22 protein-coding genes are annotated in these 20,220 nt (G+C 68.8%); 11 read left to right on the top strand and 11 right to left on the bottom strand.

Going from position 1 to position 20,220, the window contains the following annotated elements; translation table 11 throughout:
- Positions 1-6: 6 nt before the first annotated feature.
- Positions 7-495 (top strand): helix-turn-helix domain-containing protein, encoded by a 489-nt coding sequence (locus AB0F43_RS09020; RefSeq protein WP_360472795.1) that lies wholly within the window; start codon positions 7-9, stop codon positions 493-495.
- Positions 496-615: 120 nt separating this feature from the next.
- Here AB0F43_RS09020 and AB0F43_RS09015 read toward each other — a convergent pair whose 3' ends face one another.
- Positions 616-1,491 (bottom strand): helix-turn-helix transcriptional regulator, encoded by an 876-nt coding sequence (locus tag AB0F43_RS09015; protein WP_360472792.1) that lies wholly within the window; start codon positions 1,489-1,491, stop codon positions 616-618.
- A 148-nt stretch (positions 1,492-1,639) separates the two neighbouring features.
- On the opposite strand from AB0F43_RS09015, the gene AB0F43_RS09010 reads away from it, so the two are divergent.
- On the top strand, positions 1,640-2,470 hold the full coding sequence (locus AB0F43_RS09010; RefSeq protein ID WP_360472790.1) for an SAM-dependent methyltransferase: 831 nt from the start codon (positions 1,640-1,642) through the stop codon (positions 2,468-2,470).
- 80 nt (positions 2,471-2,550) lie between these two features.
- Here the strand turns inward: AB0F43_RS09010 and AB0F43_RS09005 are convergent, their stop codons facing one another.
- Positions 2,551-3,120, bottom strand: coding sequence for an XRE family transcriptional regulator (locus AB0F43_RS09005; RefSeq protein WP_360472787.1), 570 nt, complete (start codon positions 3,118-3,120; stop codon positions 2,551-2,553).
- A gap of 54 nt (positions 3,121-3,174) precedes the next feature.
- On the opposite strand from AB0F43_RS09005, the gene AB0F43_RS09000 reads away from it, so the two are divergent.
- Genes AB0F43_RS09000 through AB0F43_RS08990 form a run of 3 tightly spaced genes read left to right on the top strand, consistent with a single transcriptional unit; the run spans position 3,175 to position 4,896 of the window.
- Entirely contained in the window at positions 3,175-3,861 is a 687-nt protein-coding gene (locus AB0F43_RS09000; protein ID WP_360472784.1) for an AzlC family ABC transporter permease, read from the top strand.
- A complete protein-coding gene (locus AB0F43_RS08995) occupies positions 3,858-4,178 on the top strand; it encodes an AzlD domain-containing protein (RefSeq protein ID WP_360472782.1) in 321 nt (106 codons plus the stop codon). Before AB0F43_RS09000 ends, AB0F43_RS08995 begins: the two co-directional genes overlap by 4 nt.
- 25 nt (positions 4,179-4,203) lie before the next feature.
- Positions 4,204-4,896 carry a hypothetical protein gene (locus tag AB0F43_RS08990; protein WP_360472779.1) on the top strand — a complete coding sequence of 231 codons (693 nt, stop codon included), beginning with the start codon at positions 4,204-4,206 and terminating at the stop codon, positions 4,894-4,896.
- A gap of 66 nt (positions 4,897-4,962) precedes the next feature.
- On the opposite strand, the gene AB0F43_RS08985 is transcribed toward AB0F43_RS08990, so the two are convergent.
- A complete protein-coding gene (locus tag AB0F43_RS08985; RefSeq protein ID WP_360472776.1) occupies positions 4,963-7,053 on the bottom strand; it encodes a spermidine synthase in 2,091 nt (696 codons plus the stop codon).
- Between the two features lie 148 nt (positions 7,054-7,201).
- Positions 7,202-8,044, bottom strand: a complete 843-nt coding sequence (locus AB0F43_RS08980; protein WP_360472774.1) for a serine protease — start codon at positions 8,042-8,044, stop codon at positions 7,202-7,204.
- Positions 8,045-8,309: 265 nt separating this feature from the next.
- Between AB0F43_RS08980 and AB0F43_RS08975 the strand changes: the two genes are divergently transcribed.
- The gene (locus tag AB0F43_RS08975; protein ID WP_360472771.1) at positions 8,310-9,785 is read left to right on the top strand and encodes an LCP family protein; all 1,476 of its coding nucleotides are present in this window, start codon (positions 8,310-8,312) and stop codon (positions 9,783-9,785) included.
- Positions 9,786-9,797: 12 nt separating this feature from the next.
- Complete coding sequence (locus AB0F43_RS08970; RefSeq protein ID WP_360473074.1) at positions 9,798-10,799, top strand: glycosyltransferase family 2 protein; 1,002 nt, start codon at positions 9,798-9,800, stop codon at positions 10,797-10,799.
- Here the strand turns inward: AB0F43_RS08970 and AB0F43_RS08965 are convergent.
- Genes AB0F43_RS08965 through AB0F43_RS08945 form a run of 5 tightly spaced genes read right to left on the bottom strand, consistent with a single transcriptional unit; the run spans position 10,785 to position 15,014 of the window.
- Positions 10,785-11,546 carry an ABC transporter ATP-binding protein gene (locus AB0F43_RS08965; RefSeq protein ID WP_360472768.1) on the bottom strand — a complete coding sequence of 254 codons (762 nt, stop codon included), beginning with the start codon at positions 11,544-11,546 and terminating at the stop codon, positions 10,785-10,787. The two genes, AB0F43_RS08970 and AB0F43_RS08965, sit on opposite strands and share 15 nt — an antisense overlap.
- A complete protein-coding gene (locus AB0F43_RS08960) occupies positions 11,539-12,420 on the bottom strand; it encodes an ABC transporter permease (protein WP_360472765.1) in 882 nt (293 codons plus the stop codon). The genes AB0F43_RS08965 and AB0F43_RS08960 overlap by 8 nt, the downstream gene beginning before the upstream one ends.
- A 38-nt stretch (positions 12,421-12,458) precedes the next feature.
- Positions 12,459-13,166, bottom strand: coding sequence for a tyrosine-protein phosphatase (locus tag AB0F43_RS08955; RefSeq protein ID WP_360472763.1), 708 nt, complete (start codon positions 13,164-13,166; stop codon positions 12,459-12,461).
- A gap of 13 nt (positions 13,167-13,179) precedes the next feature.
- A complete protein-coding gene (locus AB0F43_RS08950) occupies positions 13,180-14,289 on the bottom strand; it encodes an iron-containing alcohol dehydrogenase family protein (RefSeq protein ID WP_360472760.1) in 1,110 nt (369 codons plus the stop codon).
- The gene (locus AB0F43_RS08945) at positions 14,277-15,014 is read right to left on the bottom strand and encodes a phosphocholine cytidylyltransferase family protein (RefSeq protein WP_360472757.1); all 738 of its coding nucleotides are present in this window, start codon (positions 15,012-15,014) and stop codon (positions 14,277-14,279) included. Before AB0F43_RS08945 ends, AB0F43_RS08950 begins: the two co-directional genes overlap by 13 nt.
- A 67-nt stretch (positions 15,015-15,081) precedes the next feature.
- Here AB0F43_RS08945 and galE point away from each other — a divergent pair, with 67 nt between their 5' ends.
- The gene (galE, locus tag AB0F43_RS08940) at positions 15,082-16,035 is read left to right on the top strand and encodes a UDP-glucose 4-epimerase GalE (RefSeq protein ID WP_360472755.1); all 954 of its coding nucleotides are present in this window, start codon (positions 15,082-15,084) and stop codon (positions 16,033-16,035) included.
- 6 nt (positions 16,036-16,041) lie between these two features.
- On the opposite strand, the gene AB0F43_RS08935 is transcribed toward galE, so the two are convergent.
- Positions 16,042-16,821, bottom strand: a complete 780-nt coding sequence (locus AB0F43_RS08935; RefSeq protein WP_360472753.1) for an SDR family NAD(P)-dependent oxidoreductase — start codon at positions 16,819-16,821, stop codon at positions 16,042-16,044.
- 3 nt (positions 16,822-16,824) lie between these two features.
- Positions 16,825-17,505 carry a TIGR03089 family protein gene (locus AB0F43_RS08930; protein WP_360472750.1) on the bottom strand — a complete coding sequence of 227 codons (681 nt, stop codon included), beginning with the start codon at positions 17,503-17,505 and terminating at the stop codon, positions 16,825-16,827.
- 66 nt (positions 17,506-17,571) lie between these two features.
- On the opposite strand from AB0F43_RS08930, the gene AB0F43_RS08925 reads away from it, so the two are divergent.
- From AB0F43_RS08925 to AB0F43_RS08915, 3 genes are read left to right on the top strand one after another with little or no spacing between them, the layout of a single operon-like run.
- Entirely contained in the window at positions 17,572-17,754 is a 183-nt protein-coding gene (locus AB0F43_RS08925) for a twin-arginine translocase TatA/TatE family subunit (protein ID WP_360472747.1), read from the top strand.
- A 9-nt stretch (positions 17,755-17,763) separates the two neighbouring features.
- Positions 17,764-19,101 carry a hemolysin family protein gene (locus AB0F43_RS08920; protein WP_360472745.1) on the top strand — a complete coding sequence of 446 codons (1,338 nt, stop codon included), beginning with the start codon at positions 17,764-17,766 and terminating at the stop codon, positions 19,099-19,101.
- The gene (locus AB0F43_RS08915; protein WP_360472744.1) at positions 19,098-20,168 is read left to right on the top strand and encodes a hemolysin family protein; all 1,071 of its coding nucleotides are present in this window, start codon (positions 19,098-19,100) and stop codon (positions 20,166-20,168) included. The genes AB0F43_RS08920 and AB0F43_RS08915 overlap by 4 nt, the downstream gene beginning before the upstream one ends.
- Positions 20,169-20,220 lie beyond the last annotated feature (52 nt).

The following is a 20,220-nucleotide window of genomic DNA, read 5'->3' as shown; positions in this document are numbered from 1 at the left end:
CGAGGTATGAGTGCGCAGGTGCCCGAGGCGATGAACTGGTCGACCGAGAACTGCACGATCTCGCGGACGATGCAGATCCTTGGTGACAAGTGGACGTTCCACGTGCTGCGCGAGCTGTTCGTGGGCGTCCGGCGGTTCGAGGACATCCGGGTCCGGGCCGGGATTCCGCGGCAGGTGCTGACCGAGCGGCTCGCCGCGCTGATCGAGCGCGGCCTGTTACGCCGGCACCCCTATCGCCTCCCCGGCCAGCGGGAGCGGTACGAGTACCGCCTCACCCAGGCAGGGCTCGACCTCTACCCGGTGCTGGTCGCGATGATCCAGTGGGGCGATCAGTACCTGCCCCTCGACGGTGGCCCGCCGATCGTCCCCCGGCATCGCGACTGCGGCGAGCAAGTCAGCGTCGTACTGCGCTGCGAAGCCGGCCACGAACCCGAAGCCCGCGAGGTAGCCATCCGCCCCGGCCCCACCGCCAAACCCCGCCCCCTCGCCAGCTGACCCTTGCCGGCTGCTTCCTCCCGCCGCATTTCCCTGGTAGGCCAGCCAAGTGGTGGGTTTGCCACCGTGAACCCGGGTAGCAAACCCACCACTTGGTGGGTCCACCAGCGAAATGGCGGCTCAGAGGAGGTCGATGGCGTTGCGGATCAGGCGTTCGGTCTCGCGCGGCTGGGCGGCGGAGATCGACAGGGTGTCCATCGTGATGGTGTAGCCGTCGACCTCGTCGCGCTTGTCCACGTAGACGGCACTGGTGAGGTGCTCGATGTAGACGATGTCCGGCAGGTCGGCGTCGTGGAACCGCAGCAGGGTGAACGCGCCGCCGGTCGCGCAGTACCCGCCCTTGGCGAACGGGATGATCTGCAGCGTGACGTTGTGCCGTTTGGACGCCACGATCAGGTGCTCCAGCTGCGCCTTGAGGATCTCCTTGTTGCCGATCGGCCGGCGCAGCACCGCCTCGTCGATGACGGCCCACAACCGGGCCGGCCGCGGCCGGGTGAGCACCTGCTGACGCGACATCCGCAACGTGACCAGGCGCTCCCGCTCGTCCATCGGCATCGGCTTGTCCCGGCCGAGCTGGAACACGGCCCGGGCGTACTCCGGAGTCTGCAGCAGGCCTGGGATGAACTGGAGCTCGAAGGTACGGATCAGGTCGGCCGCCATCTCCAGGCCTAGGTAGGAGTGGAACCAGGTCGGCGTGACGTCGTCGTACCGCTGCCACCAGCCGGGGTTGTTCGCCTCCCGGGCCAGGTCGAGCAGGCGTTCGCGCTCGGCCTGGTCGTCCAGTTTGTAGAGCGTGAGCAGGTCGTCGACGTCGCGGACCTTGAAGCCGACCCGGCCGAGCTCGAGCCGGCTGATCTTCGACTCCGAACCGCGGATGGCCCAGCCGGCGTCGCTCCGGCTGAGGTTGGCTTCCTCGCGGAGCCGGCGCAGGTGAGCTCCCAGCATGATGCGCAGGGCGGTCGGTCCGCCGTACGCACCCGGCTCAGTCACCCTCATCTCCCCAGAAGTCGTCGACGCCGCCAATCGATCATTTCACAACAGATTGTGACCCGGTCGCACCCGCCGCGCAGGCACGAGGTGTCCATCGAACCTCACTCTCAGTAGAGTCTTCGCACAGACTTCCCGAGTCCTGCGAGGTTCGCTGATGGCCGATGCCACCAAGGCACCCAGTTCGATTCCGGTGGGCGTGGACACCACCCGGGCCAGCATCGCCCGGGTGTACGACGCCGCGCTGAACGGCAAGGACAACTACGAGGTCGACCGTCAGGTGCTGCGTCAGGTCGCCACCGTGGCGCCGCAGGTCAACGACCTCGCCTGGTCCAACCGGAACTTCCTGATCCGGGCCTGCCGCTTCCTGGCCGGCCAGGCGGGCATCACGCAGTACCTCGACTGCGGCTCCGGCCTGCCGACCGCGGAGAACACCCACCAGGTGGTGCAGCGGCTGAGGCCCGAGGCCAAGGTGCTCTACATCGACAACGACCCGGTGGTGATCGCGCACGGCCGCGCGCTGCTGGAGGAGAACGACAACACCCTGTTCGTCAGCGCCGACATCTTCGAGCCCGACGAGGTGCTCGGCCTGGACGACGTGCGCGAGTTCCTCGACTTCAGCAAGCCGATCGCGGTGATCCAGAACGGCACCCTCCACCACTACATCGGCGACGACCCGGCCGCGATCATGCAGAAGTACGTCGACGCCGTCGTGCCGGGGTCGTACACGGTGATCGCCCACTTCTTCGACCCGGAGACCCCGGAGCACTCCGAGATCGCGCGGAAGATGGAGGAGAAGTTCATCCACAGCCCGATGGGCAGTGGGATGTTCCGCACCCGCGAGCAACTGCTGTCGCTGTTCCCCGACCAGGAGTTCGTCCCGCCGGGCCTGGTGCTGTGCGACGACTGGTGGCCGGACGGCCCGCGGGTCAAGCCCCTCAACCAGGTCGAGGAGTGCATCGCCGGCGGCGTCGGCCGCAAGGTGTGACTTGTTGCCAAGGGCATCGATGGCGGGTTGTCTGATCGCCGGCGTGCTGTAACCCGCCATCGGTGACAGAACCGGCGGGCTCAGACATGCTCGGAGACCAGGACGGCGGAGGTGCCTTCGTCCAGGGCCTGGAAGATGTGCGGGAGGTCGCCGGGGTAGGCGATGTAGTCGCCTGGGCTGAGCTCGATAGGAGCGTCGGCCGGTCCGACCAGGGCTCGGCCGGAGCTGAGTACGACGTGTTCGACGACGCCTGGCATGTGCGGTTCGGACTTCCGGCCGGGCCCGGGGGAGGCGGCGATGCGGTAGATGTCGCGGCGAGCGTTCGGGGGAGAGGATGCGACCAGGGTGGCGGCGTACTCGGCCTGGTCGGAGTAGATGACCGGGCCCTCGCCGGCGCGGATCACCTGGACTTTGGGGCGGGGTGGGTCGAGCAGTGCTGCGAACGGGGTGTCGAGTGCGACCGCGAGGGCCCAGAGGGTTTCCACGCTCGGATTGCCGGTGCCCGACTCCAGTTGAGACAGCGTGGACTTCGCCACGCCGGCCCGCTTGGCCACCTCGCTGAGCGACAGGCCCGCCCGGGCGCGGTGACGGCGCAACGAGGCAGCGATGACGTCGAGAGGTGCTTTGCTGTCCATCGGTGTTCGCTCCATCGGTCTGATCGTTCGGCTTGACGAACAGGCGGTCCGCTGTTCATTATAGTGACCATGCGTTCGATCTGGCGAACATTGGACCCTGGGCTGGCCCGGGACATCGCGCTGGTCTGCCTGGCCGACGGCGTGGTCGGGCTCTCGTACGGCGCGATCAGCGTCGGCGGCGGCCTGCCGCTGTGGGTGCCGGTGGTGTTGTCCATCGTGGTGTTCGCGGGCGCGTCGCAGTTCCTGTTCGTCGGGATCGTGGCGGCCGGCGGAAGCCCGATCGCGGCGATGGTCGCCGGGGTGCTGGTGAACACCCGGCACGTCGCGTTCGGGCTCGCGGTCAGTGACGTGATCGGCGGCGGCTGGCGCCGGGTGCCGGGCAGCCACCTGATGACGGACGAGAACGTCGCGTTCGCGCTCGGCCAGGACGACCTGCGGCACAAGCGGGCCGCCTACTGGGCCGCCGGGATCGGGATCTTCGTCTGCTGGAACGTCGGCGTCCTGGTCGGCGGACTGGCCGGGACCGTGATCACAGACACCGACGTGTTCGGGCTGGATGCGGCGTTCCCGGCCGTGCTGCTGGCGCTGGTGCTGCCTGCCCTACGCGACAAGCCGACACGTACGGCGGCTCTGGCCGGGACCGTGGTCGCGCTGGCCGCAACGCCGTTCCTGCCGGCCGGGCTGCCGGTGCTGCTCGCCCTGGTGGGGTTGGTGTTCTACCGCGCGAACAAACCCGCGCTGGAGGTGTCCCGATGAGCACGCCAGTCCTGCTGACCGCGATCGCGATCCTTGCCGTGGGCACCTTTTCGCTGAGGATCGCCGGGCCGCTGATGCGCAGCCGGTTCGAGGTGCCGGAGCGGACGCAGCAGTTCCTCGGCGCCGCGGCGATCGTGCTGCTCGCGGCGCTGGTCGCGACGTCCGCGCTGATGGACGGCCATGGGCCGGCGGGGATCGCCCGCCCGGCCGGGGTGCTGGTCGGTGGCGTCCTCGCCTGGCGGCGCGCGCCGTTCGTGCTTGTGGTGGTGGCTGCCGCCGCGACCGCGGCCGGCCTGCGGTTGCTCGGCGTACCGTAGACCGGCGTGCCGCTACGGTTCAGGCATGAGCACTCACCCTGGGCAGGCGGCTCCGGCTCCGGCTCCGAGGAAAACGTTGACCTGGGTCGCGATCGCGTGCTTCGTGATCGGGCTCGGGCTGACCGGATTCTTCGTCTACCGGATCGTCGCGACGGCTCCGGCGATGCCGCAGCCGGTGGAGGACGGCGTCGTCCAGCTCGACAGGGAAGGCCTGACGATCTACTCGTCGGTGCCGGTGCTCACGCCGCCCTGCCAGGCGAAGGACTCCAGCGGCGCCGACGTCCCACTCACCCGGCCGTCCGGCTCGGAGCAGATCACGGTCAACTCCGAGACCTGGTACGTCGTCGCCCGCTCGGCCGAGACCGTGCCGGCCGGTGACTACACCATCTCCTGCACCGACGACGAGACCGGTGCGACGTACGCCGCCGGGCCGAAGATGTCGGTCGTCGCCTTCGTCGTCTCGATCCTCGGCGCGATCTTCTCGTTCCTGATCTTCCTCGGCCTCGGCATCGTGCTCCTGGTCGTCAGCTCGGTGAAGAAACGCCGGCGCGACCGCCCGGGCAACACGTTCCCCGGCAACACCTTCCCGGGCGGCGGGCCGGGGCAAGGTGCCCCGGGCAACTATCCGTCACCCGGGACCACCTTCCCGGCTTCGCCGAACCCGAACTTCCAGCCCTACCACCCCGGCCCGAACCCGGACCGCCCGCAGGACCGCTAGGCCCGCACCGCAAACCCTGGACCGCTAGCCCCGCACCGCTAACCCTGGACCGCTAACCCTGGACCGCTAAGTCCGGACCGCGGCGCGGACCTTCGGCGTCAGCAGGAACGCTCCCACGTAGAGCAGCGCAGCGACGATCAGCAGCCCGTCGAAGCCGATCAGCAGGGCCGCGTACTCGAGGCAGCCACCGAGCATGGCGCCGAGCAGGTTCGCGCCGAACGACGCGGTCCCATCCGCGGTGTCGGTGAACCGCTTGGCGAAGATCACGTTCGCGGCGAAGATCGGCAGGAACGCGATGAGCACCGCGACCACCGCCCGTAGGCCGACCGGCATCCCGAGCAGCCACTCGTCGGGGAAGATCCACGACAACGCCAGCCCGCCGAACAGGACGACGTACATCACCTTCAACGGTGGTGTCCGGAACCGTCTGGTCACTTCGACCGCGGCCAGTACGGCGACCAGGACGCCGGCGAACACGATCGCGTTCACCACCCACGTCGTACCGAACAGCAAGGCGAAGCCGGTGATGCTCTTGGTCTCCAGCAGCATGAAGCCGGCGCCGAGCAGGAACAGGTCGGCGTAGGGGCGCATCCGCCGGTACGACGAACCGCCGCCGGCGATCCCGACCCCGATCAGGCCGGCCACCATGATCAGGCCGAGCGTGACCAGGTAGAGCGACGGGATCCGGTCGGTGAACAGGTACAGGAACGGCCGGTTGTCGGTCGCGGGCGGCGGGGTGATCGACGTGGCCCCGGCCCACTCCTTGTCACCACAGGTCTGGTCGGCCTCGGTCAGCCCGACGGTCACGACGGCCTGCTGCAGGTCGTCGCCGACCTGGTCGACACACGGCTTGTGCCCGAACGCGGTCTGCGCGGTCGACGCGAGCCGGTCGATCAGCCAGGTCTCGCGGTAGTAGTTGTACATCGCGAACGCGCCACCGGGGTTCAGGTGCTCCTTGGCGCTCTTGAACGCCTCCTCGGTGAACAGGTAGCTCTCCAGCCGCAGCGAGCTCGCGCCGTTCACCAGCGTCAGCGAGTCCGGCAGCGCCAGCAGGATCAGGTCGTACTTCTTGTCCGTCCGGGACAGGAACGCGCGCCCGTCGTCGATGTGCGACGTCACCCGCGGGTCCTGGTACGGGCGGTCCGGGTGCAGTTCCTTGCCGAGATCGCGGATCCGCGGGTCGATCTCGACCGCGTCGACGTGCTCCGCGCCCTTCTTCAGCGCGATCGCGACGTCCGAACCCGAACCGGCACCGATGATCAGCACGTTCTTCGGCGCCTTGCCGGCGTTCGCCCGCTCGTACGGCAGGCCGTACTGCGGCTCCCACTGCAACCGGGCGTCCGCCGGGATGGCCTGCTGGTGCGGTACGCCGTTCACCGTGATCGTCAGCAGCGGCACGCCCTGCCAGGTGTAGCTCTTGGTCTGCACCTTGTAGTACGGCGACCAGCTGTTCTCCGGCTGCCGGGACTCGTGGAACAGCACGCCGATCATCACCAGCAGCGGCGACAGCGTCAGCACGGCGCTCAATCCGGTGGCCACTACCCGGCGACCGGAGCCGGCGGTCCTCGGGATCATCAGTGCGCCGAACATCCAGGTGACGATCGCGCCCCACCAGATCGGCGGCGCGCCCAGGAACGACAGCGCGGTGAAGGCCACGATCCCGATCAGGCTGCCGACCAGGTCGAACCGGTACGCCGTCAGTCGCGGCAGCTCGGCGAAACACCGCCCGACCAGCTCGGCCGGACCGGCCAGGATCACCGCGGCCGCGATGAAGACGATCGGCAGGATCACCCAGACCGGCGGACCGGTGGTGTTCAGGCTGGTGAAGTAGATGACGCTCTCGGAGCTGCCGCGGTTGACGGTGACCGGCTTCCAGGCGATGACCAGGACCAGCAGGCCGAGCATGATCGGGGAGTAGTACGGCAGGCGCTTCGCCCGGCTGGACCGGAGGATGCCGATGCCGATGCCCAGGAACGAGCCGAGCAGCACGAAGTTCGAGAAGTAGCTGAGATGGACCACGTTCGAGCCGGTCCAGCGGATCAGCGCGAGCTCGAGGAAGAGCATCAGCGCGCTGGACGCGACCAAGCGGGTCCGGACCCCGAACGGGCTCGGCCAGTTGGTACGGCTGACTTGGTCAGTGGAAGAGTCGACTGCCATGCGCCGCGACGTTACCGGATATCGAGTGGAATGCGTCACTCGTAGCGCCATTTCGCTGGCTGACCACGCCGGTTGTGGGTTACGCACCGTGATTCCGGGTGTAAAACCCACCACCTCGTGGGTCAGCCAGCGAAATGGGGAGGGGCGGTCAGCGCCGGCGGGCGGGTTTCGGGAGTTGGCAGCCGGACTTGTTGAGGTCGATGGCGCGGTTGGCGGTCAGGCAGGTGTAGAGCCACCAGGTCTGCTGGCCGTAGGCGGCGCCCTGGTCGACGGTGATGTTGCCTCCTGCGTCGACCTCGCACGGGTTGTTCAGCGTGCAGCGTTCGCCGTTCTCGTTACCGGTGTTGTTCACGCCGATCACCTCACCCGTGGTGGTGCTCACCACCGGCGATCCCGACGTTCCGCCGATCGTCTCGCAGCCGGGCTGCTGGTACTTGATCGAGTTCTGCCAGGTCCAGTTGCCCTCGCGCAGTTGCGGGATCGTCGCCTGCACCGAGCAGGTGTAGATGCGCTTCCAGTAACCGGACACGACCGCCATCCCGGCGCCGTCGGCCGGGCCCTGCTTGGCCAGGGTCAGCGGCGTGACGTTGAGCCGGGACCTGATCGACGCGTACGACTCGTTCACCTCGTACACGATCATGTCGGTCTTGGTCATGGTGCCGTAGAGGATCCGGCTGGCCCGGACCGTGCCGGCCCGGCTGGAGTCCGGCCGGAGCAGCGTGATCGAGCGGCTCGACGGGCGGTTCACCAGTACGACGCCCGGGTTCAGGAACCCGCCTTCGTAGCAGTGGCCGTTGGTGAGCACGAGGGCGCGATCGGTGGCGGCGGACTCGGCGTACCGGATCAGGGAGGCGGAGCAGTTGCTGAGTGCTGCGATCCCGGTGAAGTCGGCTCCCGGCGCGGCAGTCTCGGCTGCTTGAGCCGCGCCGGTGCCGAGCAGGGTGATGGCGGCGGCCGCGGTGGCGGCGACGAGCGTACGGAACAGTTTCATGGGCGGTTTCCTGTCCTCACGGAAGGTGCTTGGAGGACTTCGTAACGCATCCGCCCCTCGCTCACCATGACAACTGCGTGAAACCCGCTGTCCACAGGGTGTCTGCAGGGGTTTTCCTGCGCTGCGTGAGAAGACTGCTACTCTTCGTCTCCGGATCCGCCTCTGCTCGAACCATTGCACCGCTCGGCACGTCGTACCGAGTGGTGGTGGGGACGACAAGGTACGGTCGGGCAGCAGCCCGCCGTACGGAGAACGGAAGGACGTCATGCCGCAGGAGAAGCCTGACCTGCGCAGTCTCAGCGAGCCGGTGCGGTTCAAGCGGGCGTTGACGCTGGTCTTGATGACCCTGGTGCTGCCCGGGTCCGCCCAGATCGTGGCCGGCAGCAAGCGGGCCGGCCGATGGGCCTGGCGGGTGATCGCCGGGCTGGTCGCGATCGTCGTCTTCCTGGTGCTGCTGTCGCTGGTGTGGCGGTCCGGCACGATCAACCTGATGGCCCGGCCGGGCACCCTGCGGCTCATCCAGATCCTGCTGATCGTGCTCGCGATCGGCTGGGCCGCGCTCTTCGTCGACGCCTACCGGCTCGGCCAGCCGCTGACGCTGGAGCGCAACCACCGGCTCGCCACCAGCATCCTGGACGCGGTGCTGGTGTTCGCGGTGGTCGGCGCGCTGATCTACGGCAGCGTGATCGTGAACGCGCAGCGTGACTTCGTCGCCAGCGTGTTCGGCAGCGGGCAGAAGTCGAAGGCCGAGAAGGGCCGCTACAACGTGCTGCTGCTCGGCGGCGACTCCGGTGCGGACCGGATCGGCACCCGGCCGGACAGCATCACGCTGGCCAGTATCGACGCCGACACCGGCCGGACCGTGCTGATCGGCCTGCCGCGGAACATGGCCAAGGTGCCGTTCCCGGCCGGTACGGCGATGGCCAAGCAGTTCCCCGAGGGCTTCAGGTGGAAGAACTGTGGGTCGAACTGCCTGCTCAACGGTGTCTACATGTACGCCTCCGAGCACAAGAACCTGTTCCCCAACGATCCGAACCCCGGTGTGACCGCGACCCGGCAGGCGGTCGAGGGCATCACCGGGCTGAAGGTGAACTACTACGTGCTGATCGACCTGGCCGGGTTCCGGGACCTGCTCAACGCGGTCGGCGGGATCACCCTGGACGTCGGCAAGCGGGTCCCGATCGGCGGCGGCAGCTCGCCGATCAAGGGCTACATCGAGGCGGGCACGAACCAGCACCTGGACGGCTACCACGCACTCTGGTTCGCCCGGTCCCGGGAAGGATCGACCGACTACGAGCGGATGACCCGGCAGAAGTGCGTGATGTCGGCGATGCTGAACCAGTTGTCGCCGCAGACCGTGCTGACCAAGTTCCAGGGCATCGCCGCGGCCAGCAAACAAGTGGTCCAGACCGACATTCCGGCCGGGGAGCTGGGCACCTTCACCGATCTCGCGCTGGACGCGAAGAAGCTCCCGGTGTCAAGCTTCTCCGCGGTCCCGCCGTTGATCCGTACCGGCGATCCCGACTTCGCGCTGATCAGGACCAAGGTCTCCGAAGCGGTCGCGCGGTCGGAAGCGCTGGACAAGGCGGGCTCGGAAGGAGACGGTAAGACTTCGAGCACTCCGAGTAGTCCCGCGAGCAAGCCGACCACCAGCACCACCAAGAAGACCCCGAAACCCACCAGCTCACCGTCCAAACCCACCAACGACGTCGACGACGTCGCTTCGATCTGTAAGGCCTGACCTGATATGCCGCTGTCCCACTGGCCACCCGTGTCCGTCGTGATGCCCGTGCTGAACGAGGAACGCCATCTCGAGGAAGCGGTCGGCCGCGTCCTCGAACAGGACTACCCCGGTGAGCTGGAGGTCGTGTTGGCCATCGGCCCGAGCAAGGACCGGACCCAGGAGATCGCGGACAAGCTCGCCGACCGCGACCCACGGATCACGATCGTGCCGAACCCGACCGGGAAGACGCCGGCCGCGCTGAACGTCGGGATCGCACACGCCAAGCACGACATCCTGGTCCGGGTCGACGGCCACGGTGCCCTCACCGACGGCTACATCACCCGCGCGGTCGAGGTGCTCGACGAGAGCGGCGCGGACAACGTCGGCGGGGTGATGGCGGCCGAGGGCCGGACGCCGACCGAGATGGCGGTCGCCTGCGCGTACCGCTCCCGGCTGGGGCTCGGCGCGTCCACCTTCCACCAGGGCGGTAAGGCGGGCCCGGCCGACACGGTCTACCTGGGCGTGTTCCGGCGGGCCGCGCTGGAGCGGGTCGGCGGGTTCGACGAGACCATGCACCGGGCCCAGGACTGGGAGCTGAACTACCGGATCCGCAAGACCGGCGGGCTGATCTGGTTCAGCCCGGACCTGTCCGTCACCTACCGGCCGCGGTCCTCGCTGGCCGCAGTGGCGAAGCAGTTCTTCCACACCGGCCAGTGGCGCCGGGAGGTGATCCGCCGGCATCCCGAGACCGCGAGCAAGCGCTACCTGGCGCCGCCGGTCGCGGTGATCCTGCTGGCGGTCGGCACCGTCCTCGGCATCATCGGCCTGATCACCGGCAACAGCTGGCTCGACCTGGGCTTCCTGGCCCCGCTCGGTTACGCGTTGCTCCTGCTGGCCGGCTCGGCCGTCGAGGGCCGCTACCTGCCGTGGAAGGCCTTGTTCTGGATGCCGCTGGTCTGCGCGACGATGCACGTCTCCTGGGGCCTGGGCTTCCTGATCGGCCTGCGCGAGAAGCCGTCAGCCGCGGGTTGATTTCGTGTAGGCGGCCACGACCTCGTCGGCGGGGCCGTCGAGGCGGAGGACGCCTTTGTCGAGCCACAGTGCGCGGTTGCAGGTGTCCAGTACGACGTCCAGGCTGTGGCTGACCAGGAACACCGTGCCGGCCTGGTCGCGCAGCTCCCGGATCTTGCGTTCCGAGCGGACCCGGAACTCGGCGTCCCCGGTGGCCAGCGCCTCGTCGACGAGCAGGATGTCGTGCGCCTTGGCCGACGCGATCGCGAACTTCAGCCGCGCCGCCATCCCGGACGAGTACGTCGACATCGGCAGGTCGATGAACTCGCCGATCCCGGAGAACTCGACGATCTCGTCGTACCGCCGGTCGATCTCGGCCGAGGACATGCCCATCGCCAGGCAGCCGAGGACGACGTTGCGGTCGCCGGTGAGGTCGTTCATCATCGCCGCGTTGACCCCGAGCAGCGACGGCCGGCCGCCGGTGTAGATCGCCCCGGACGCGGGCGGCAGCAGCCCGGCGACCGCACGCAGCAGCGTCGACTTGCCGGAGCCGTTGCGCCCGATCACGCCGATCGCGTCGCCCTTGCAGGCGGTGAAGCTGACGTCCTTGACCGCATGCACCTCGCGGATCGTCGGCCGGTCCTGGCGTTTGAGGATCCGCCGGAACGCGGTGGCCGCCGTACCCTTGCCGCCCTGTCCGGCGATCACCTTGTAGATGATGTTCACGCGGTCGGCGATGACCGTCGGTTCAGCCCCGGAATCAGCCACGGCCATAGCGGTCCTCCGCCTGCCAGAAGTACATGAAGCCACCAGCCAGCGCGACCACCGACCACCCGACCGCGATAGCCCAGGCGTGCGGCAACTGGTTGACGGCGTGCTCCTCGAGGAGCGAGCGGCGGACGATGTCGATGTACGCCGAGATCGGGTTGAACGCGAGCACGTGGATCACCCAGTCCGGCGCGTTCGCCTGGGTCAGCTTGGCCGGCAGCGAGAAGAAGATCCCGGACGCGTACAGCCAGGTCCGGGTGACGAACGGCAACAGCTGGCTGATGTCGGAGACGAAGGTACCGATCCGGGCGAAGATCAGCGTCATCCCGATGTTGAACATGGTCTGCAGCAGCAGGGCGGGTACGACGAGGAACCAGCGCCAGGCGAGTCCGTCGGTCAGGCCGACGATGACGAACAGCAGGCCCATCGAGACGAGCATCTGGTTCAGCTCGTTCAGCACGTAGGCCAGCGGCAGGGTCGCGCGCGGGAAGTGCAGCGTCCGGATCAGTGACAGGTTGAGGGCCAGCGACCGCGATCCCTCGGTCATGCAGCGCTGGGTGTAGGTGAAGACGAAGATGCCGCTGAGCAGGAACGCGACGTAGTTGTCGATCCCGTTCTTGGTGCCGAGCAGGACGCCGAACGCGAGGTAGTAGACGGCGGCGTTGAGCAGCGGGGTCAGCACCTGCCACACCGAGCCGAGGCGAGCACCGGCGTACATCGCGTAGGTCCGCGCGGTCGCGTAGCTGACGACGAATTGGCGACGGCTCCAGAGTTCGCGCAGGTAGGCGCCGAGCGATGGGCGGAGCGAGCTCTTGGTCAGCCCGTAACGTTCGGCCAGCGCCGCCGGATCTGTCGTTGGCTCGGCGGTCGGCATGAGGGTCAATGTACTGCGCAGTGTGACCCGGTCGTGACTCAGGTCAGGCGCTTGCGGAGCCGGTCGAGGTCGTCGGCGGTGAGGCCGCCGTGGCGCAGGTAGGGCTCGGGGCCGCCGTACTTCTCGTCGAGGTGGCGCAGGATCGCGACCATCGACTCGGCCCGGGTGTCGCGGAACTCCATCATCTCGGGGTGTTTCGAGGCGTCCGGCTCGTCCGCGAGTTGCTCGGCCAGCCAGGCCGCCATCCGCTCCTGGGTGAGGAAGTAGTCGGCGATGATCTCTTCCTCGGGTACGCCGGCGACGCTCAACGCCAGCGCGACAACCATGCCGGTCCGGTCCTTGCCGCCGTGGCAGTGCACCACCACCGCGCCGTCGGGTGCGTCCGCGATCGCCTTCACTGCCGCCGCGAACAGTTCCGGCCGCCGGTCCAGCATCCAGGTGCAGGCGGCCACGATGGTCGCCTGCCCGTGGTCCGGATCAGCCGGGTCCTGCAACGCCTGCCGAACCCCCAACGGGTCGTCGGTGAACGGCGTCGGCCACGCCGCCACCTCACCGTCCCCGCGCAGATCCAGGATCCGCCCGACGCCGGCCCGCCGGACCGCTTCGACGCCTTCGGGCGACAGGAACTGCAGGCTGTCGGCGCGAATCAGCACCCCCTCGCGAACCCGGCCTCCGTCAGCCGTCGGCAGTCCACCGACATCACGCACGTTCCGGCACCCCGGCCAGTCAAGATCCACGACAGCCATCCAAACAGAGGCGTCAAGCGTCGAGGTTGTGGCCTTCGGGGGTGATCGCGGGCTGAGTGGTCCGGACGTAGGCGTAGTCGTTGAAGTCGGCGACCTTGGCCATGATCCGGTCGGGGGTCAGGGCGGCCTCCTCCAGGACGGTGAAGCGGCCAGGCCGGGTCTGCGGTGCGTAGGCGATGATCTCCGCGAACTCCTCCAGCGTGAACCCGAGCTCGACCGGCCGGACCGGCAGGCCGTGCCGGTACAGGCAGTCCACGGTGGCGTGGAAGTGTTCGAGATCCTCGCGCAGGAACCACGCGAACGCCGTCCCCAGGCCGACCTGCTCGCCGTGGAACCCGCGCCGCCCCGGGTACAGCAGGTCGATCGCGTGCGAGATCTCATGGCAGGCGCCGGAACACGGCCGGGACGAGCCCGCCACGACCATCGAGATCCCGGACAGCACCAGCCCTTCGGCCAGCGCGGTCAGGAACGTGTCGTCGCCGATCCCGCCCGGGTGGTTCATCACCGCCTGCGCGGCCGTCCTGGCCAGCGAGACCGCCAGTCCGTCGATCGCCTCGCCCCGCACACAGTGCGAGGTCTCCCAGTCGGCGATCGCGGACAGGTTCGAGACGATCTCGCCGATTCCGCTGCGCACCGACCGGGCCGGCGCCTGGCCGATCAGGTCCAGGTCGACCAGAACGGCGACCGGCGCGGGTACGCCGTACGAGCCGCGGCCGGCGTCGTTGCCCAGCGTGCAGATCGGGGAGGCGAACCCGTCGTGAGCCAGGTTCGTCGCAACGGCGACCATCGGCAGCCCGAGTCGCGCGGCCGCGAACTTGGTCACGTCCAGCACGGTGCCACCGCCGATCCCGACGATCGCGTCGTACCGCTGCATCCGGACCTTCTCGACCAGCTTGATCGCCGCGTCGAGGGTGCCACCGGTCACGGTGAACCAGTCCGCACCGGGCAACCCGTGGTGGAATTTGTCCCGCACCACCGGTCCATACGTCTGCCCGACGGCGACGGCCACCCGGCCGGAGGAGGAGATCCGCTGGTCGGCGAGGATCTTGCGCAGGTCGGCGAGAGCACCGCGCCGGACGTCGATGACGATCGGCGCGGGGATCATCCGGGCTAGGTAGGACATACGATCTCCCGGGCACGTGCGAGGTCGTCGTGGTTGTCGATCTCGACCCACTCGACGGCGCCGATCGGGGCGCCATCAATCCGGTACCCACGGTCAACCAGAATCTGGTAACCGTCCTCGTAGTACAGGTGGGGATCGCTTTCCCAGGTCTCCCGCAACGCTTCGGTGAGGGCGGCGGCGGCGGTGGACTCGATCAGGGTGACACCGATGTACTCACCGGTGGCGGTGTCCGGGTCCATCAGCTTGGTGATCCGCTCGACTCCGGCGGCCTCCGACCAGATCACCTTCATCTCCTCCTCGGCCAGCTTCTTCTCGGTGTCCAGCGCGAGGATGATCCGCCGGTCGCCCCCACGCGCGTCGAGCAGCGCGCGCTGGACCGAGGCCGGATGCACAGTGTCACCGTTGGCGAGCACGACCCCGTTCGACAACAGGTCGCGGGCACACCACAGTGAGTAGGCGTTGTTCCAGATCTCGGCCTTGTCGTTGTGGACCAGTTCGAGCGTGACGCCGTACCGCTCCTGGAAGCCCTTCACCCGGGACTCGACCGCCCCGGCGGCGTACCCGACCACGATGGCGACCTCGGTGATGCCGACCTCGGCGTAGTTGGCCAGGGTGAGGTCGAGAACAGTGGTGTCAGAGTCGATCGGGACAAGTGCCTTGGGCAACGTGTCCGTGTACGGGCGGAGGCGGCGGCCGGCGCCGGCCGCGAGCACAAGTCCGATCATTGCCTGATGGTACGGGTTCGGCCCGTCTGTGCGCGCTGAGCTGCGGTGTGGTGTCAGGATCGAGGACATGACATGGCTCGTGACTGGTGGTGCCGGATACATCGGCGCGCATGTGGTGCGCGCGTTCCTCGCGGACGGTATCGACGTGGTGGTGATCGACGACCTGTCCAGCGGCAAGGCGGAGTTCGTGCCGGACGGCGTCCGGTTCGTGCGGTCGAACCTCCTCGACGGTACGGCGGTCCGCGACGCACTGGACGGGGTCAGCGGGGTTGTCCACCTGGCCGGGTTCAAGTACGCCGGTGTGTCGGTGGAGCGGCCGCTGCACACCTACACGCAGAACGTGACCGCGATGGTGTCGCTGCTGGAAGCGATGGCGGACACCGGGGTCCGCAACATCGTCTTCTCGTCCAGCGCCGGCGTCTACGGGACGCCCGCGGACGAGATCGTCACCGAGCAGACGTCGCCGGACCCGCAGAGCCCGTACGGTGAGTCGAAGCTGGTCGGGGAGTGGCTGCTCGCGGACCAGGCCCGCGCGGTCGAGCTGCACCACACCTCGCTGCGGTACTTCAACGTGGTCGGCTCCGGGGACCCATCGGTGTACGACGCCAGCCCGTACAACCTCTTCCCGATCGTGTGCGACCTGTTGACGCAGGGGAAGACCCCGCAGATCTACGGCACCGATCACCCGACGCCGGACGGTACATCGGTGAAGGACTACGTCCACGTGGCCGACCTGGCCCGCGCGCACGTAGCGGCAGCGCGGGCGCTCGAGGCCGGGAAGACGCTGGAGCGCGTGTACAACCTCGGCAGCGGCACGGGTACGTCGGTCCGGCAGATCATGGACGCCGCCCGCCGGGTCACCGGGATCGACTTCACCCCGACCGAGGGCCCGCGACGGCCCGGCGACCCCTCCCGAGTGGTGGCCGCCGGTGACCTGGCCGCCCGCGACCTGGAGTGGAAGAACACCTACACGGTCGACGACATGTTCGCCACCGCCTGGGAGGCCTGGCCGAAGGGGTAGGCCGTGTCAGTACTCCTTGCGGAAGTGGCCTGACGGGGTCAAGTCGAGGAGGCCGGGGCCGGTCAGGACGCCGCCCTCGACCGGGAGGGTGTGCCCGGTGATCCAGGAGGCGTCGTCGGAGGCGAGGAAGGCGACGGCGGCCGCGATGTCCTCGGGTTCGCCGACGCGGCCGAGCGGATACATCTTGCCGAACTCCGCGAGCGTCCCGGGTTGCTTGTCCCAGTTGGGAGTCCGGATGGTGCCCGGCGCTACCACGTTGAAGCGGACGCCCAGACCGCCGTACCGGGCCGCGTAGTTCACCGACATCGCGATCTGTCCCGCCTTCGCGGCGGAGTACTCGATGTTGCCGAAGGCGGCGATGCCGTTCACCGAGCTGATGGTGACCACGCTGCCGCGGGTTGTGACCAGGTGCGGCAGCGCCGCCTGGATACAGCGAGCCGCGCCGACCAGCGTGAGGTCCAGCTGCTGGTGCCACTCCTCGCTGGTCGCGTCTTCGGGCACCGAGGTGACGACGCATCCGCCGGCGTTGTTCACCAGCACGTCGAGCCGGCCGAACCGCTCGACCGCCGCCGCGACCGCCGCGTCCACGTCGTCGCGGTTCGTCACGTCGACCCGCAGGCCGATCGCCTGCTCACCGAGCTCCGCGACGACCTGTTCGACCTTGTCCTCCTGCAGATCCGTCACGACCACGGATCCGCCCTCGGCCGCGATCCGCCGCGCCACCGCGGCGCCGATCCCCTGCGCTGCCGCGGTGACCAGCGCCACCCGTCCCTCGAACCGCTGCACGTGTCAGTCCTCCACCACTCGGTCGACCTTCTCGTCCGCCACTCGCCGCTCCAGCTTCACCTGGTCGAGGTTGCGGCAGAGCACGATCGAACCACCCCCGGCGATCACGCCGACCAGCAGACTCACGCCGTCCCGGCTGACCAGGTCGCGCGTCACCAGGATCCGGTCCGCGACGGGTTCCGCCGTACTGATCAGGTCGTCGTGCGTCAGTTCGTCGTACGCCGGTGACGCCGGCGACGGTGGATCGAACGGGACGAACACGTCCGGGTGGTTGTAGACCTCGGCGCCGTAGTCGTGGACGCCGTCGGGGAGCGGCTCGCGGAACCGGCCGCCGAGCGGCAGCAGCGCGGACGCGACGGTCTCCCGCTCGCCGCGGATCGCGAAGTCCGGGCCGGTGATCGCGAGCGCGCCGGCGCCACTGGTGAGCGAGGCCCCCGCCGACCAGGTGGAGAGCGCCCAGACGACCCCGAGCCAGTGCGGCGGCAACCCGATCGCGACGGTCTCGCCGGGCTCCAGGTCGTACTCGTCGACCAGCAGGTTGGCGGTCTTGGCGACCCAGTTCGCGGTGGTGACGGTGCTCAGCTCGATCCGCTCACCGGTCGCGTCGTCGTAGTAGGTGAGGAAGGGAGCGCCGCCGTCGCGTCGGACCGCGGCGGCGAAAAGTTCTGGCAGAACTCGTGACATATGGCCCACCTTACGGTTCGCGAGCCGACGTACCGTGGCCGGGATTTCCGCGAGAGAAGGCCTGCCATGGTTCCACTGCTGGAGCTGCCTCAGGGCGGCGAATGGGTTGTCATCCTGATCATCGTGGTGCTGCTGTTCGGCGCGAAGAAGCTGCCCGAGCTCAGCCGCAACGCCGCCCGGGCGATGGTCGAGTTCAAGAAGGCGACCGCCGACGAGTCCGATGAGAAGGAGGAGGCGAAGCCGGTCTAAAGTCGGTGCATGCTGATCCTGGCCGGCCTGGGCCTCATCCTGGTGCTGACCGTTGCCACCGGCTACTTCGTCGCGCAGGAGTTCTCGTACGTCGCGGTCGACCGCAGCCGGCTGCGGTCGCTGGCCGACGGTGGTGACGCGGCGGCGGCCCGGGCCTTGAAGGTGACGGCCCGGCTGTCGTTCGTGCTGTCCGGCGCCCAGGTCGGCATCACCATCACCGCGCTGCTGGCCGGGTACGTCGCCGAGCCCTACCTCGGCGAGGGCCTGGCCCGGGTCCTCGGCTCGGCCGGCGTACCGGACGCGGTCAGCCTGTCCATCGCGGTCGTCCTCGCGTTGCTCGCGGCAACGATCATCCAGATGGTGCTCGGTGAGCTGGCACCGAAGAACCTGGCGATCGCGAAGGCCGAGGCGATCGCGCTGAGCCTGTCCCGGTCCACGCTGATGTACCTGGCCGTCGCCGGACCGGTGATCCGGGTGTTCGACGCGACCTCGAACCGGATCCTGCGCCGAGTCGGGATCGAGCCCGTCGAGGAGCTGCCCCAAGGTGCCACCGCGCAGGAGCTCGACCGCATCATCGTCACCTCGTACGAGCAGGGCCTGCTGGACGAGGACACCATGCGGCTGCTGGACCGCGGTCTCGACTTCCGCGGCCGCAACGCCGGTGAGGCGATGCGACCCCGCGTCGACGTGATCACCGTGCACGAGGACGACCCGCTGACCCGGGTGGTCGAGCTGCTCGACACCGGGCACAGCAGGTTCCCGGTCATCGCCGACTCGGTCGACGAAGTGGTCGGCGTGATCGCGGTCGGCGACGTGGTCGAGGTCGACCCGGCCGACCGGCACCACGTCACCGCCGGCTCGCTCGCGTCGGCGCCGGTCGTCGTACCGTTCACGCTGCCGCTGCCCGTCGTGCTGGAACGGCTGCGGACGGCGCATCGCCAGCTCGCGATCGTGGTGGACGAGTACGGCGGGTTCGCCGGGATCGTGTCGCTGGAGGACGTCGCGGAGGAGCTGGTCGGCGAGATCCGGGACGAGGACGACCTGCCGGAGACGGGGCTGGTCGCGGGAACGGACGGATCGTGGGTGCTGCCGGCCCGGTGGCGGCTCGACGAGGTCGCGGAGGCGACCGGCATCAGGCTGCCGGAGAGCGACGACTACGAGACCGTGTCCGGCCTGGTGATGGCTCAGCTCGGCCGGATCCCGGTGGTCGGTGACGACGTGATGGTGGAGCTGCCCCGGCGGTTCGACCACGACGGCCGGCCGATCCCGCCCGAGCTCGTCCAGCTCACCGTGCAGAGCATCGAGCGGCACGTGCCGGGGATCGTCGTGATGGAGCGGGTCTCATGAGTACGACGGTTGCCCTGCTCATCTCGGTCCTGCTGCTGATCCTGAACGCGTTCTTCGTGGCCGCGGAGTTCGCGCTGGTCGCGTCGAAGCGGCACCGGCTCGAGGAGGCCGCGGCGGCCGGCAGCCGGACGGCCGGGGCCGCGATCGCCGGCGTGAGCGAGCTGTCACTGATGCTGGCCGGAGCGCAGCTCGGCATCACCCTGTGCACCCTTGGCCTCGGATCACTGACCGAACCCGCGGTCGCCCACCTCCTGCACCCGCTCTTCGACCTGATCGGCCTGCCCGAGGACGCCGGACACGTGATCGCGCTGATCATCGCCGTCGGCGGGATCGGCCTGCTGCACGTGCTGCTCGGTGAGATGGCCCCGAAGTCCTGGGCGATCAGCAATCCGGAACGCTCCGCGCAGCTGCTGGTGTTGCCGTTCCGCGGGTTCACGTACGTCGTCCGCCCGTTGCTTCTGGTGCTCAACTGGCTCGCCAACGCCTGCGTCCGGGCGCTCAAGGTGACCCCGCAGAACGAACTGGCCAGCGCCCACGGTCCGGCCGAGCTCCGCCTCCTGATCGAGTCGTCCCGTGAGCACGGCACCCTCGAGGAGCCCGAGCATCAGCTGCTGACCGCGATGCTGGCCCTGCAGAACACCACGGTCGTCCAGGTGATGACGCCGCTCTCGCAGCTCAGCACGGTCCCCGCCGGCGCGTCCGCTCGCGAGGTCGAGCTCACCAGTCGCCGTGAAGGCCGCTCCCGCCTCGCGGTCGTCAGCTCGGGTACGACGATCTGCGGCATCGTGCACGTCCGCGACGCGGCTCGCGCGACGACCAGCGGCGGTACGACGCTGCACGCATCCGACCTGATGACAGCCCCCTTGGAGCTGCCCTCCGACACCCCGGTGGCGACGGCGATCCGGACGATGCGTGAGCGCCGCTCGCAGCTGGCCGTCGTACTGGAGCGGGATCAGCCGCTCGGGGTGGTCGCGCTGGAGGATCTGCTGGAGGAGGTGATCGGGGAGTTCGACGACGAGACAGACCCGATCATCAGCGCCGCGAGAGCAGAATCACCGGAGCAGTAGTCTCCGCGTAGGCCAGACCCGGACCGGTCCTCCGGCGGCGGCTACCGTTGGG

Origin of the sequence: Kribbella sp. NPDC023972, from assembly GCF_040639075.1 — a bacterium.
Classification (GTDB): Bacteria; Actinomycetota; Actinomycetes; order Propionibacteriales; family Kribbellaceae; genus Kribbella.
Note: the sequence above shows the minus strand (reverse complement) of the source record. Positions and strands in the feature narration are given on the sequence as shown.

Coding starts and splice junctions, on each gene's coding strand:
- AB0F43_RS09020 (WP_360472795.1), top strand. CDS start 7: ATGAGTGCGCAGGTGCCCGAGGCGATGAACTGGTCGACCGAGAACTGC.
- AB0F43_RS09015 (WP_360472792.1), bottom strand. CDS start 1,491: ATGAGGGTGACTGAGCCGGGTGCGTACGGCGGACCGACCGCCCTGCGC.
- AB0F43_RS09010 (WP_360472790.1), top strand. CDS start 1,640: ATGGCCGATGCCACCAAGGCACCCAGTTCGATTCCGGTGGGCGTGGAC.
- AB0F43_RS09005 (WP_360472787.1), bottom strand. CDS start 3,120: ATGGAGCGAACACCGATGGACAGCAAAGCACCTCTCGACGTCATCGCT.
- AB0F43_RS09000 (WP_360472784.1), top strand. CDS start 3,175: ATGCGTTCGATCTGGCGAACATTGGACCCTGGGCTGGCCCGGGACATC.
- AB0F43_RS08995 (WP_360472782.1), top strand. CDS start 3,858: ATGAGCACGCCAGTCCTGCTGACCGCGATCGCGATCCTTGCCGTGGGC.
- AB0F43_RS08990 (WP_360472779.1), top strand. CDS start 4,204: ATGAGCACTCACCCTGGGCAGGCGGCTCCGGCTCCGGCTCCGAGGAAA.
- AB0F43_RS08985 (WP_360472776.1), bottom strand. CDS start 7,053: ATGGCAGTCGACTCTTCCACTGACCAAGTCAGCCGTACCAACTGGCCG.
- AB0F43_RS08980 (WP_360472774.1), bottom strand. CDS start 8,044: ATGAAACTGTTCCGTACGCTCGTCGCCGCCACCGCGGCCGCCGCCATC.
- AB0F43_RS08975 (WP_360472771.1), top strand. CDS start 8,310: ATGCCGCAGGAGAAGCCTGACCTGCGCAGTCTCAGCGAGCCGGTGCGG.
- AB0F43_RS08960 (WP_360472765.1), bottom strand. CDS start 12,420: ATGCCGACCGCCGAGCCAACGACAGATCCGGCGGCGCTGGCCGAACGT.
- AB0F43_RS08955 (WP_360472763.1), bottom strand. CDS start 13,166: ATGGCTGTCGTGGATCTTGACTGGCCGGGGTGCCGGAACGTGCGTGAT.
- AB0F43_RS08950 (WP_360472760.1), bottom strand. CDS start 14,289: ATGTCCTACCTAGCCCGGATGATCCCCGCGCCGATCGTCATCGACGTC.
- AB0F43_RS08945 (WP_360472757.1), bottom strand. CDS start 15,014: ATGATCGGACTTGTGCTCGCGGCCGGCGCCGGCCGCCGCCTCCGCCCG.
- galE (WP_360472755.1), top strand. CDS start 15,082: ATGACATGGCTCGTGACTGGTGGTGCCGGATACATCGGCGCGCATGTG.
- AB0F43_RS08930 (WP_360472750.1), bottom strand. CDS start 17,505: ATGTCACGAGTTCTGCCAGAACTTTTCGCCGCCGCGGTCCGACGCGAC.
- AB0F43_RS08925 (WP_360472747.1), top strand. CDS start 17,572: ATGGTTCCACTGCTGGAGCTGCCTCAGGGCGGCGAATGGGTTGTCATC.
- AB0F43_RS08920 (WP_360472745.1), top strand. CDS start 17,764: ATGCTGATCCTGGCCGGCCTGGGCCTCATCCTGGTGCTGACCGTTGCC.
- AB0F43_RS08915 (WP_360472744.1), top strand. CDS start 19,098: ATGAGTACGACGGTTGCCCTGCTCATCTCGGTCCTGCTGCTGATCCTG.